Here is a 12,821-nt window from a genome sequence, read left to right as displayed (position 1 = left end):
CCGTCCCCCTCCACCATATTGAAAAAGCCAGCTCATTGAGCTGGCTTTTTTCGTTCTATCGCTATCGTTTTCAACTTTAGCCCGACTATCTCAGCTAAACTCTAGTCTCAGTAAAAACGCTATGGTTCGTGATTTCCCGTTAAATAATACGTTACCTAAGCACTCTAATCTGCCTCAATTTAAGAGAGCATCCAAGTCTGAGTCGATTTACTTCTGACAATGGAATCAAGCCATTGCTCACCTTCATTAGTTCTATCTTCACTATTCCCTACTGTCTGGCTCATCGTTTCTCTTATAACAACCCTATTTAGTTCAACTTCAACCACTCACCATTCGTTTGATTCGTTTAGATTCTCTGATCTACGGGCATAAAAAATCCCGCTCGAAAGCGGGATTTTATTAAGACTAAACTGAACGCTGTTGGTGATTAACCTTGAATACCAACAATCAACCAAGGTGCGTTTGGCACGGTAAGGTCACGCTCTAGGTGCCAGATATCTTCGATGTCTTCTTCGATACCTTCCTCAGCATCACGGTAACGACCACTGAACTGTAGGCTAAGCTGTGCTTTATTCGCGTCATAATCAGCACGAACGATTTCAGCGTCTACATACATCACATCAGTGTGTTGCTCGCCTTGCAGCTTCGCACGCTCTGCCTTCAAGTCTTCAAATAAGCTTGGAGAAACGTACTCTTCAATGGTGTGCAGTTGGTTGTGGTTCCATGCACCCTGCAGAATTCGGTAATGCTCACGAGAGCCGTTAATGAATGCCGCTTGGTCAAAACCCGGTGGGAAGTTGTGTGGTACATCAGTTTGAGCACCGAAGCCGCCAAAACCACCAGCGTTTGTGTTTGGTTGCTGCTCAAAATTCTGCATGTTTGGTTGCTCGAACTTAGAAGCGTTACCGCCAAATGCAGGCTGTTGACGATGCTGATTCATACTGCCCTGCTTTGCGCCAAGCATGCCGCGCATCAGTTTGAAGATCACAAATGCAATCAAACCGATGATTAGGATATCCATGAACTGGATACCTTCGAACGCACCACCAAAGAATGCGGCCAATAAACCACCAGCTAGAAGGCCGCCCAGTAAACCACCCATCAGGCCTTTTTTGCTCGATGTCTTAGCACCTTGTTCTTTACCAATGGTATTTGTATTTTGTTGCTGCTGTTTAGGAGCAGGCGCGGTTTTGTAACTCTTACCAAAAGATTTACCACCACCGAACTTCTTCGCTTCCGCGATAGGCGTTACGGCAACGGTAAACATCAGTAAAGCAACAATCGAAAATAAACGTTTCATCGTTATCCTTAAAATTGACGATAAGTATCTAAGTATATGCATCCGACCGTCTGAGCACTTTGTAATCTCAAGCAGTAGCACGCCAAAGATGAATATAGAATCATCATACTCGCTATAATAAAACAATGAAACTATCTACATGATCCGACATGTATCAGAATATTGCCAAACTCATAGGTTTCTGACGTGATTGCCTTATTGACGCCTATTACCTAGCTGTCTATCATATTGAACAATGTTCAATATGTAGTATTAAATTATGGCGCGCAGAAACGATCACACCCGAGAAGAATTGGTAAATTTAACTCTTTCCACTGTCCAAGAATTTTTGGCGGAAAACTCATACCACGATCTCAGCCTTCGTAAGATCGCGAACATGATTGGCTATGTACCGAGTACCTTAGTTAATGTTTTTGGTAACTACAACCTGCTACTTTTGCATGTAGTGGCACAAACACTTGATGAGCTGCAGCAACAAGCAACAAAGGCAACTAAAAACAGCAAAGATTCACATCAGGCGCTTTTTCAGCTCGCTTATTGTTATCACGATTTTGCTCAACAGAACCCATACCGCTGGCAGTTAGTGTTCGAACACAATATGAATGGCGCCGAACTCCCTGAGTGGCATGCTAAACGCATCGACGGTATGACAGGCATGCTAGAAGCCTTGCTAGCTGCGATTGCTCCTCAAAGGACAGAGCAAGAAGTGCTACAAGCAAGCCGTGTATTATGGTCTGGTGTACATGGTATCACCCTACTTAGCGTGGATGATAAGTTCTTCTCTTCTGAGCCTATCGACGGAAAAGAGCTGATCGACAACTTGCTCTCTAATTATTTAATGAACTGGTAATAAGGGATTATTCATGTCACCTGACAGCCAGTCGTCTCTACTTAGACAGCAAAAGTTTCTTCCCTATTTTGTTACCCAGTTTTTTGGCGCTTTCAACGACAACATATTCAAAAATGTACTGCTGCTGTTTGTTGCTTTTGCTGGTTCTAGCGCGCTCCCGATCTCTAGTAACTTGTTCATCAACCTTGCTGCGGGGCTATTTATTCTGCCTTTCTTCTTATTCTCCGCATCCGCGGGGGTACTAGCAGATAAGTATGAGAAGTCGTGGTTTATCCGCAAAGTAAAGCTGTTCGAAATAGGCATCATGTTGTTGGGATCGATTGGCTTTATTACCGAGAGCTACGGCGTGCTCCTTTTACTTCTGTTCTTGATGGGGACGCAATCTGCGTTCTTTGGTCCAGTCAAATACGCACTGCTTCCTCAGCAACTCAACGAAAAAGAACTGGTTCCTGGTAACGCCTTAGTCGAAGCTGGTACGTTTATCGCGATTTTGGTCGGTACGCTTGGCGCAGGTCTTATCGCATCTGCAGACAATGCCAAATATCTTGCCGCATTCTGCGTCGTTATCTTCGCTGTACTAGGCTATCTCTCTAGCCGCTTTATTCCCTTCGCCTCAGCTGGCGCACCAGATATTCAATTTAAGTGGCAACCCTACAAGCAAACCAAACTCACACTTTCTATTGCGAAGTCTGATCGAATTGTCTTCCAATGTATCATGGCTATTAGTTGGTTCTGGTTCTTAGGCGCGGCTTATCTGACTCAGTTCCCTAACTTCACTAAGGTGTATTTGAATGGCACCGAAAGTGCGGTTTCTTTCCTTCTAGCGCTATTCTCTGTGGGCATTGCGGTTGGCTCCATGGCGTGTAATTGGCTCTCCAATCATCGTATTGAAGTCGGCATCGTGCCTATTGGTGCTCTGGGTATCACAATCTTCGGTTTCTTGATGGCAACATCGATTCCGACCGATCTGCCTCGCTTCCATACTTTCGCTGAGTTTGTTAGCTACGATGCATTCTGGCCCTTGTTCTTCTACTTATTGATGATAGGTGTATCCGGCGGTCTCTTTATCGTCCCCCTTTATGCCTTGATGCAACACAGAGCAAAAGAAACGGAACGAGCGCAGGTCATTGCAGGCTTAAACATCTTTAACTCTCTATTCATGGTAGGCAGCGCTGTATTAGGCATTGTTTGTTTAAGCGTGCTTGAGATGAGCATACCTCAACTGTTCGAGCTTCTGGCGATTCTTAACTTCCTCGTTGCAACATACATCTTTCTACAGATTCCTATCTTTGTAGTGCGCTTCGTGATGTGGGTGGTAACCCATACTATTTACCGAGTAAAACACAAGAACTTACACCACCTTCCAGAACACGGTGGGGCATTGATTGTCTGTAACCATGTCAGCTACATGGACTCTCTGCTTCTAAGTGCAGTTTGCCCACGCCTAATTCGCTTTGTAATGGAAGAAGACTATGCAAACCTCCCTCCACTAAGACGCTTTCTTCGTCGAGCGGGAGTGATTCCTATCTCAGCCAGCAATCGAACCTCTATTCGTAGAGCTTTCAGTGATGTTGAAAAAGCATTGAGCGAAGGTCATATTGTCTGCATCTTCCCTGAAGGGCGTTTGACAGCAGATGGTGAAATGAACGAGTTTATGCGCGGTATTGATATCATTCTTCGCCGTAGCCCTGTTCCTGTCATTCCGATGGCATTGAAAGGCTTGTGGGGCAGTTACTTTAGCCGAGCGAAAGGTCGTGCCTGTAAGGGGCTTCCAACACGTTTCTGGTCCAAGCTGGAAATAGAAGCGGGAACGCCAGTCGATCCAAAACAAGCCAGTGCACAAGCCATGTTTGAGAAAGTAAAAGCACTCCGCGGAGACTGGCGTTAAATTCAAACAAGTATTTTCATATTCTTGAACATGCGTTTAGTTTTAGTGAACGCATGTTCAATTCATTAAAACTTTCTGACCCAAAGCGTTACTGTATACTCCACGCTTTAACTCACAACCACGAACGACACCCTTGAATACAAAGAATATCCCCTTTGGATTGGCACTGCTGTTTTGTTTGACCCCTTTTGTGTCCTCTCCTATTGCGCTTGTGATCGGTTTTCTATTGGCGAGCTTCAGCCTAGTACCGACCGAACTTCCTATTGCCTCTTTTACTAAGAAGCTGCTTTCCTATTCGATCATTGGCTTAGGCTTCGGCATTCACTTTGAGCAGGCTCTCGCCGTCACCTCTGATGGCATTGGTCTGATCATTGCAACCATTCTCGGAACACTGGTGATCGGCATGATGATCGCGAAGGCCATTAAGCTAGAGCGCACCACAGCCTACCTAATCGCTTCTGGTACTGCGATTTGTGGTGGTAGCGCGATTGCCGCTGTCGCGCCTGCGATCAAAGCAAAAGATGAACAAATTGGCTTAGCTCTAGCGACGGTTTTTGTGCTCAACTCTCTGGCGCTGTTTATCTTCCCTGTGATTGGTCACGCTATTGGCTTGGATCAGCACACGTTCGGAACGTGGGCTGCGATTGCAATTCACGATACCTCTTCCGTTGTGGGTGCGGCATCTGCCTACGGTGAAGAAGCATTGACTACCGCAACAACATTGAAGCTTGCTCGCGCATTGTGGATCATTCCTGTCGCGCTAGTTAGTGCTGTGATTTTTTCCCGTGGAAACGGTGAGGAAGGCAAGAGTAAGTTAGTGATTCCTTACTTCATTTTCTGGTACTGCGCTGCGATTGCATTCAGCGACTTCTTCCCACAATTTGAAGTGGTGTACCAAGGCATTTTTGCCATTGCTAAGCAAGCGCTTGTGGTGTGTCTGTTCTTGATTGGTTGCAGTATTTCAGTATCGAAACTGAAGTCAGCAGGCGCAAAACCGCTGATGTTTGGTGTAACGCTATGGGTACTGATTTCAACAACCTCGCTTGGCTGGCTACTTTTCAGCTAAACCTTGATTGATTTTCTGAGGCTGGGTTGGCTCGACTTTTCGTGTGCTTTGGCTTTTGTGTACCAATACTAAGGCGATCGCGACCAGAAAAGCAGTTAACTCAGCCAATGAGCGCGTTAAACCCTCCGTACTCATCGCCACGCCAATTTGTAGCAACACTGCTGCCGCCAACACTAACTTGATCATCCTGTACCTTATGCTTTATTCCTTAATCTTTGAGCATGATTATGATTCAGAGTTATAAGGATGCGAAATTCCCTTTTCGACTAATTCATTGCGAAATCAACTAAGTTGGTTGGCTTCCTATCCAGCATGTTTTATAACGAGCAGAGAGATCCATATCACAATAACTCAACATCGTTCCCCCTGAAGTGCAATAACGCTTAGTCACCGTCTCGCACTTCATTTTTCAACCAGTCTTTCACCGCTTTGCGCGAGATTTTGATTCCCCCACCCAACAGGGTTTGAGGCATTGCGTAATACGCCACTGGCCATTTGAATTTTTCTAGCTTAGTTTGCAGATGTTGTTCGTATTGAGCTTTGTCCAGTAACGACTCTGTTTGAATCACAGCCACTGGTCGGTGTCCAAACTCAACATCCTCTACTGGCACAACAATGCTTTGTGAAATACTCTCAATTTGGTTCAGTACCGCTTCAATTTCTTCACAGTGAACATTCTCACCGCCAGAGATAAATTGATTGTCTGCTCGACCAATGATCTTGAGTTCGTCGCCTTGCCACTCTCCGAGATCTTTACTGTCGAACCAACCATTTTCATTCAGAAGTGAGGTAACTGAGCCTTGCTTGAAATAGCCTGCTGCTAGCGTTTGCCCACCGATATAAATACGTTGTTCCATCAGCTTAATATCGCGATTTTGCAATAGGTGACCCGCGTTACTTATGCTATCGATTTGCTTTGCAGTTACGGTAGAGGCCGCTTCTGTCATGCCATAACCCAGCCAAGTTTCAATGCCTTGCTGCGTTGCTCGCAGTGCCAACTCATGAGCAACATGACTACCGCCCAGTAAGACATGCGTGAGAGACAGTTTGACTTCATCATCCAGTAAACGCTTAAGCTGGGTCGCGACTAAAGAAGCGTGAGAGACACCAACAATGTCTTCAGCAAGATTTCCGCCCCCCACTTTGAGTGTTGCACCAGCAAATAGCCAGCGATAGACAATCGCCAAGCCAGACACGTGGTAAAGCGGCAAGGAAAGCAGCCAAGTATCTTGATGGTTGAATTGGAATTCGCTTAACAGACCTTGAGCAGAAGCCAAGTGTTGACGATGAGTATGCACCACGGCTTTAGGGGTGCCTGTCGAGCCAGAGGTAAACACAATAGACGCTAAAGCATCATGTGCGTAGCCTTCGTTTGAAGTGCCAACGTCACTTTGCGATTCGCTATCCAGAGTCGAAAGTTGGATGATACATAGTTGCGATAACTGCTGTTCAGAGTAGGTACTGGCAACACCATCAGCAAACCACACAAAACGTTGTTGGGTTGGCTTGTATAGCGTCGTTAGCTTACCTGAAAGCGCTTCAAAAGGCTGCGGCATGGTCAACGCAGCAATTGCTCCTATCTGCTGAGCAGCAAGATAAAACCACAGGGTTTCAACTTGGTTCTTACCGACTAACGTCACCACATCTCCACTCGCGACACCCAGTTGTTGAAGGTAGCGAGAATACAAGTCAACACAAGCAGTCAATTGCTGCCAGTTAACTTGCTCTTTGGTTGTCTCAAGCGCAATAGAAAAAGGGCTCACTTGAGCCCAATATTTCCATGGTGCAATCGCAATAGTATCTATGCTGAACGCCACACTAACTCCTGCTCAGATAGCGGAAGAACTGGAAGTTCACACTTCGGCCAACCTTGCTCTAGCTGCGCTTTGAACAAACCAACAGTATCCAAACCTGGGATCTCATTAGGTAGTTGCCATTGTGCTAAGCGAGCAAGCTGGCTTAGGCCAAGGCTTGATTCAATGCTTGAACTGATTACGGCTTTAATACCTAACGTCTTCGCCTTTTCAATCAGTTTAATACAGAAATCAACTGAGCCGATAAGCGTTGGCTTGATAATGATGGTTTTCACACCTGTAAGATCTTCTAAGCTGAAATCTTCACGGCGAACTGCATCTTGCAGTGTTTCATCCCACGCGATTGCAATGCCCGTATTGATTGCAAAAGACAGGCTATCACCCGGAGAGCGGCATGGCTCTTCCAAGAAGGTAATACGCTGGCGTAGTGATGGTGCAATGTACTTAGCAAACTGCTGCGCTTTTTCTGGCGTCCAAGCACGGTTTGCATCAAGACGAAGCGTCAGCTGTGGAATCGATTCAAGGAACAAGTTCACTAGCATGCCGTCACGAATCGGTTCGTACAAACCCACTTTTACTTTCGCGACTTTTTCGCCTTCCATTTCGTTCAGTTTCGGGATCAGATCGTCTGGGTCACCGTTACACAGAGGGGCGACTTGGTACTTACCTTGTGCAGGTAAACCGCCTTCAAGTTCCAGCTGAGCCATAGACAGGCCAAATGCAACCGATGGATACATGTGGTTGTAATCTAAAGGCAAGTTTGCCACCCAGCGCTCTGCTTGCGCTTGCAGCTGAATGCCCGCTTCTTCAGTGCCTTCTAGGCTGAAGCCAACCAAAGGGGCAACTTCACCGCGACCAACCTTGTCACCGTCCGTTAATTCAAGGATATAACCTTTACGTTCCGTCAGCTTGTTATCACGTAGTATTACGCCACTGTCCATTGGTAGACAGTAACGGTAAATCTTCGCTTTACGCATAATTCGAATCCTATTCAATGCCGTATATTCTGAGCTTTTTAACGAGAGAACTCGCTAGTCTCCCAGAGGGCGAGACGCTCAGGACGAAAAACGAAACAGAGGAGCACAAAGGCTCCTCTTCTTATACGGATTATGGGTTACGAGGGAACTTGTCGAAGTCTGGGCGACGTTTCTCGTTGAATGCGTTACGACCTTCTTGGCCTTCATCTGTCATGTAGAACATCATAGTCGCGTTACCCGCCAGTTCTTGCAGACCCGCTTGACCATCACAGTCCGCGTTCAATGCAGCTTTCAAACAACGCAGTGCCATTGGGCTGTGTTGCAGAACTTCACGACACCAACGGACGGTTTCTTTCTCTAGATCCGCTAGTGGTACAACTGTGTTTACTAGGCCCATGTCTACTGCTTCTTGAGCATTGTAGAAACGACATAGGAACCAGATTTCGCGAGCTTTCTTTTGGCCTACAATACGAGCCATGTAAGATGCGCCCCAACCGCCGTCAAATGAACCCACTTTAGGACCTGTTTGGCCAAATTGAGCGTTGTCAGCCGCAATCGTTAGGTCACACATCATGTGCAGTACGTGACCACCGCCCACAGCCCAACCTGCTACCGATGCAATCACTGGTTTTGGACAAGTACGAATATCACGTTGGAAGTCCAATACGTTTAGGTGGTGCGTACCTTGGTCGTCTTTGTAGCCGCCGTAGTCGCCGCGGATCTTCTGGTCACCGCCAGAACAGAATGCGTCTTCACCTAGACCTGTCAGAATGATCACGCCAACACCAGAGTCGTAGCGTGCATCTGCCAACGCATCAATCATCTCTTTTACCGTTTGAGGACGAAACGCGTTACGCACTTGAGGGCGTGCAATAGTGATTTTCGCGATACCATCTTCAGACTTGTGGTAATGAATGTCCTCGTATTTCTCGCCGCAATCTTTCCATTGAACCGGAGCGTAAAGTTCTTCTTCAGAAATGCCTACTGTTTTAGCCATGGTGATTCCCATTGTTCTCGTTGCTCTCACTCAAAGTGAGAATGAATTATTTGATTAACTTGCCTCGCAAATCGCTGTGGTTGCTCTTGGTGGACGTTATGTCCAGCACCTTCGATTTGTCGATACGCCAACCCGCTTGTCTCAGCCAGTTGGCAAAATTTATTGTCTTTTTCGCCGCAGATATAATGCAGTGGAACCGCTTGCTGTTGCAGTGCCGGGAGCAAGTACGATTGCTTCGCTAACGATGTGGCAAGCAGCATGTCTGCAACGGCCGAACCAAGATTAGCACTTCGTTTCGCAATCAATGTTTGTCTTTGCTCATGGTTTAGTGAAGAAAAGACCAACTGTTGGTACCAATCGTTCAAAACACAGGCAAGAGGCTCCGTTTTGAAACGCTTTGCCCAGCGCGAATCGTTATCGAACCGTGCCTGTTTATCTGACTCACTTTGAAGCCCGAAGTTTCCTCCTTCAACAATGCTTCCACAAATATTGAGATCTGGAAAACATTGGTGAGCAAGGCCATGCATAGCAATGCGTCCACCCATTGAGTAACCAATCAGGATAAGCGGTTGTTGCGAAGGAAATAGTAAAGATAGTGCGGAATTGAGTAATTTGCAGCAATCATTCAGATCGCTGCAAAAAATAGATTGGCTGCGCCCGTGCCCGGGTAAGTCAATCGTTACTCGGTCATACTGAGGTAAAGCACTTAAGCACTGTTGCCAATCCTCGCCACTGCCGAGCAAACCATGCAAAAACACCAGAGTCGGCAAAGTGCTCCCTTGGTGTATTTCAGTTGCGGGAAAATGTTCAGAATAGAGCATGCAAATTCTTATTGAAGGCTCTTAAATGATCAGTCGCTTGATTTGGTGGCGTTTGTACTTCCAACACTAACGTGCCTTGCCCTGAAGCAAAATGTTCAGAAACCAAAGATTGGTATTCAGCCAGTGTTTCAGGCTTACAGTATTGCAAACCGAATTGCTTCGCAGCATGTTCAAACTGATAACCGTGCGGCATTTGATAGAACTTTTCTCGATGTGAGGCAGGTACTGGCAGCATATCGAAGATAGCACCACCATCATTATTGGTAATCACAATTACCGTTGGCTGCTGCGTATGCGTGAACAAAGCGAGCGAATTCGTATCATAAAGCGCAGATGTGTCGCCAATGTACATCAGCATTGGATTATTGCGATTACGCTGAACACCGCTAGCCGTTGCAAACAGACCATCGATGCCAGATGCACCGCGGTTAGTGAAGACCTCTGTGTTATCCACCTTGCCAAACATATCAACCAAGCGAACAAACAAACTGTTCCCCATAAACAGGTCGACACCTCGAGCACGTTCAGCCACATCAATGGCTAAAGCGATCTCATTAAGTTCACTCTGAGGATCAGAAGCAAATAACGCTTTCGAATTTTGGCTTACTTGCTGAATATCTTCTGACAACTTCGCTGCCCAGCCCGCATGATGAGACTCACCACAAGGCGATTGGGCAACCCAATCGGAAGGCTCTATGACCCAATGAGATTGTGGCAGATGGCTTTGGTTGTCACGCTCCAAGCGTGGCGAAATCAACCAATAAGCAACTTTAAAAGCCGAAGCCTGTTTTTCTACCCACTGATTTAAGCGCTTAGAGATAATGCGGCTACCAAACTGAACAATGAGATCACAACATTCTATTTGTTTCGCAAACTTCGAGTGCTGTAGCCATAAGTCGTAGTATGCCCAATCAGAACTAATGCCGCTTTGTGGGTCAGATAAAACCGGCCACCCCATCTTTTCAGCAAACTGCTTGGCGGCTTGTGCTTGCTCTAAAGGTAAGCTGCCGATAATCACCAAACCTTTCTTGTCAAAGCATGCCGGATGCTCGTCGTTAGCCAGTGAGATAAAACGGCGACAATAAGTATCCGAGCTCTCCTGCCAAGATGCTACGGCATCAAGATAGCTTTGATACGTGCCCTTTTCTCCATTGGAGTACAAAGGCTCTGGAAATGCACAGTTAATGTGTACCGCACTGCCTTTTAAGCGCTGAGTAAACATCACTTCATCAACCGACGTTAGTAACCAATTGAGTGGTGTTGTTAGCGAAGGACTCGGCAAGTTCAAACTGTCACAAACGTGCTGCGAAAAAATGCCAAGCTGGTTGATGGCTTGGTTAGCGCCACAGCCCACTAGCTCCACCGGGCGATCGGCGGTAAGCACCACCAGTTTTTCACCCGTTAGCTTCGCTTCTGCAATAGCTGGCAGTAAGTTCGCCACCGCTGTACCAGACGTCACGATAACGGCCACAGGATCTTTACTTGCCTTTGCAAGCCCCAACGCCATAAATCCCAATCCACGCTCATCAAAATGGGTGTGAATGGTAAAGTTTGGGTTATCTGCAACTTCTAGCGTTAATGGTGTTGAACGAGAGCCCGGTGCGATACAAACGTGGTTCACACCAAAGCGGTTCAATTCTGTCAGGATGGTTTCAGACCAGATGCGATTTAAAACAGCTTGATCTGCACTCATGATGCAACCCCAAGCGGTGGGTGATCTGAAATAAGAGAAAGTAGCGTCGACATTTTTTTATCTAACTCAGCCCATTCGTGTTCTGCAATAGACCCCGGAACAATACCAGCGCCAGCAAACAATTGAACTTGGTCCCCAAGAACTAACGCACTTCGGATTGCGACACAAAACTCCGCGCGTTCGTGACTGATGTAGCCCATCGAGCCAGCATACCAACCGCGTGCAAATGGTTCATTGTCTAGAATAAATTGCATTGATTCTTTACGAGGCAAACCAGCAACAGCCGCTGTCGGTTGCAGTGCAGAAAGCAATTGCACGCCGTTGATACCAGCCTTGAGCTCTGCATAAATATTACGCTTCAAGTGCTGCACTTTTCTCAGGCGAACCAAGCGAGGCTCTTGCTCCACTTCAACCACTTCCGAATGCGGAGTTAAACGGTCAATGATGTCATCAACCACATATTGGTTTTCATTGAGGTTCTTAGTGTCTTGCGACAACCAGTTTGCGAGCTCCATATCCTGAGTCGCGTTGCCACCACGACCAATGGTGCCAGCCAACGCTTCGGTATGAAGTTCATGACCTACACGCGAATACAAACGTTCGGGAGTCGACCCCATAAAACTGTGTTTGCTGTCCAAGCTCAGTAGAAAGTGAAAACTGTGGTGATTATTTAAATAGCTCGCTTTCAGAAGCTGTGCCGCAGAAAGCATGGAGTCTAGATGCACTTTCGAACGACGCGCCAAAACCACCTTCTTAAAGTCATCGTTATCGATGCCAGTCAGCACTTTTTCTACCAATGCATTCCATTGAGGCTCAGTTGGCGCATGATCAATAGAACGGATATGAGCAGAAATCGGCGCAAGCGTAGGCACATCACAAACCAACTTTTGTAAGCCTGCTAATGTACGGGTTTTATCTTCTGAGATGTTTACCGCAAGCGACCATTGATCGTCAAAACGAATCAACTCGATTTGCGGAAGGAAAAAGAAGGACGGCATGCAGCGACGATTCTTCTCGTGCTGACCATCAAATGAGCGACCACCCCATACTCGTTGGCCTTCGCCAAGGATCGTATAGGCAGGGCCGGGCTCAACAAAAGAATGGAGTTGACCTAGGGCAACAACTTCTTCACGAGTATCACGGGACTGCCAGTAAAACTTGGGAAAAAGTGGTTGTGCTTCAAGCCAGTCAATAAACGCGAAACTCGGTTTCTCGCTGAGTGGCTCGACTAAACGTGTTTGATTGCCTTCCGTTTGCTGAACTCGCTCGATAATTCTCTTTACGGCTTGATGGAACTGTGACAAATCAACCTCGAAACATGTGAGGATAGTGGTAACTGACGGCTACTCTAAGTTTAGACCTTACGCAAATCAAGGTCGTATGCGATCTTTTGCAAAATCCTGTGATACCAACCG

General features: G+C 46.5%; 11 protein-coding genes. 3 read left to right on the top strand and 8 right to left on the bottom strand.

What is annotated here, in order from left to right; all coding sequences use genetic code 11:
* Positions 1 to 427 precede the first annotated feature (427 nt).
* On the bottom strand, positions 428 to 1,300 hold the full coding sequence (locus tag KIV41_RS17005) for a Tim44 domain-containing protein (protein WP_285337064.1): 873 nt from the start codon (positions 1,298 to 1,300) through the stop codon (positions 428 to 430).
* Positions 1,301 to 1,559: 259 nt separating this feature from the next.
* Between KIV41_RS17005 and KIV41_RS17000 the strand changes: the two genes are divergently transcribed.
* From KIV41_RS17000 to KIV41_RS16990, 3 genes are all read left to right on the top strand, one after another.
* Complete coding sequence (locus tag KIV41_RS17000; RefSeq protein ID WP_010447044.1) at positions 1,560 to 2,150, top strand: TetR/AcrR family transcriptional regulator; 591 nt, start codon at positions 1,560 to 1,562, stop codon at positions 2,148 to 2,150.
* Positions 2,151 to 2,163: 13 nt separating this feature from the next.
* Positions 2,164 to 4,038: an MFS transporter gene (locus tag KIV41_RS16995; protein ID WP_285337063.1), complete on the top strand. Its 1,875-nt coding sequence runs from the start codon at positions 2,164 to 2,166 to the stop codon at positions 4,036 to 4,038.
* 160 nt (positions 4,039 to 4,198) lie between these two features.
* Positions 4,199 to 5,104 carry a YeiH family protein gene (locus tag KIV41_RS16990; protein WP_045455024.1) on the top strand — a complete coding sequence of 302 codons (906 nt, stop codon included), beginning with the start codon at positions 4,199 to 4,201 and terminating at the stop codon, positions 5,102 to 5,104.
* Here KIV41_RS16990 and KIV41_RS16985 read toward each other — a convergent pair.
* The 7 genes from KIV41_RS16985 to KIV41_RS16955 all read right to left on the bottom strand — a co-directional run bounded on the left by KIV41_RS16985 (position 5,090) and on the right by KIV41_RS16955 (position 12,710).
* Entirely contained in the window at positions 5,090 to 5,290 is a 201-nt protein-coding gene (locus tag KIV41_RS16985) for a hypothetical protein (RefSeq protein WP_180825662.1), read from the bottom strand. The genes KIV41_RS16990 and KIV41_RS16985 overlap by 15 nt on opposite strands.
* 197 nt (positions 5,291 to 5,487) lie before the next feature.
* Positions 5,488 to 6,921: an o-succinylbenzoate--CoA ligase gene (menE, locus tag KIV41_RS16980; RefSeq protein WP_045392808.1), complete on the bottom strand. Its 1,434-nt coding sequence runs from the start codon at positions 6,919 to 6,921 to the stop codon at positions 5,488 to 5,490.
* A complete protein-coding gene (menC, locus tag KIV41_RS16975) occupies positions 6,906 to 7,895 on the bottom strand; it encodes an o-succinylbenzoate synthase (protein WP_285337062.1) in 990 nt (329 codons plus the stop codon). Before menC ends, menE begins: the two co-directional genes overlap by 16 nt.
* Positions 7,896 to 8,025: 130 nt before the next feature.
* Positions 8,026 to 8,892: a 1,4-dihydroxy-2-naphthoyl-CoA synthase gene (gene menB / locus KIV41_RS16970; protein ID WP_005382318.1), complete on the bottom strand. Its 867-nt coding sequence runs from the start codon at positions 8,890 to 8,892 to the stop codon at positions 8,026 to 8,028.
* 26 nt (positions 8,893 to 8,918) lie between these two features.
* Positions 8,919 to 9,713: a 2-succinyl-6-hydroxy-2,4-cyclohexadiene-1-carboxylate synthase gene (gene menH, locus KIV41_RS16965; protein ID WP_285337061.1), complete on the bottom strand. Its 795-nt coding sequence runs from the start codon at positions 9,711 to 9,713 to the stop codon at positions 8,919 to 8,921.
* Complete coding sequence (menD, locus tag KIV41_RS16960) at positions 9,700 to 11,406, bottom strand: 2-succinyl-5-enolpyruvyl-6-hydroxy-3-cyclohexene-1-carboxylic-acid synthase (RefSeq protein ID WP_285337060.1); 1,707 nt, start codon at positions 11,404 to 11,406, stop codon at positions 9,700 to 9,702. The genes menH and menD overlap by 14 nt, the downstream gene beginning before the upstream one ends.
* A complete protein-coding gene (locus KIV41_RS16955; protein ID WP_010447023.1) occupies positions 11,403 to 12,710 on the bottom strand; it encodes an isochorismate synthase MenF in 1,308 nt (435 codons plus the stop codon). The genes menD and KIV41_RS16955 overlap by 4 nt, the downstream gene beginning before the upstream one ends.
* Between the last annotated feature and the right edge of the window lie 111 nt (positions 12,711 to 12,821).

It is taken from the genome of Vibrio sp. D401a, assembly GCF_030248515.1.
GTDB lineage: Bacteria > Pseudomonadota > Gammaproteobacteria > Enterobacterales > Vibrionaceae > Vibrio > Vibrio rotiferianus.
Note: the sequence above shows the minus strand (reverse complement) of the source record. Positions and strands in the feature narration are given on the sequence as shown.

What these genes read in the sequence shown, in the direction of transcription:
- menD (WP_285337060.1), bottom strand. Translation starts at nt 11,406, where the DNA reads ATGAGTGCAGATCAAGCTGTTTTAAATCGCATCTGGTCTGAAACCATC.
- KIV41_RS17000 (WP_010447044.1), top strand. Translation starts at nt 1,560, where the DNA reads ATGGCGCGCAGAAACGATCACACCCGAGAAGAATTGGTAAATTTAACT.
- menC (WP_285337062.1), bottom strand. Translation starts at nt 7,895, where the DNA reads ATGCGTAAAGCGAAGATTTACCGTTACTGTCTACCAATGGACAGTGGC.
- KIV41_RS16995 (WP_285337063.1), top strand. Translation starts at nt 2,164, where the DNA reads ATGTCACCTGACAGCCAGTCGTCTCTACTTAGACAGCAAAAGTTTCTT.
- menB (WP_005382318.1), bottom strand. Translation starts at nt 8,892, where the DNA reads ATGGCTAAAACAGTAGGCATTTCTGAAGAAGAACTTTACGCTCCGGTT.
- menH (WP_285337061.1), bottom strand. Translation starts at nt 9,713, where the DNA reads ATGCTCTATTCTGAACATTTTCCCGCAACTGAAATACACCAAGGGAGC.
- KIV41_RS17005 (WP_285337064.1), bottom strand. Translation starts at nt 1,300, where the DNA reads ATGAAACGTTTATTTTCGATTGTTGCTTTACTGATGTTTACCGTTGCC.
- KIV41_RS16985 (WP_180825662.1), bottom strand. Translation starts at nt 5,290, where the DNA reads ATGATCAAGTTAGTGTTGGCGGCAGCAGTGTTGCTACAAATTGGCGTG.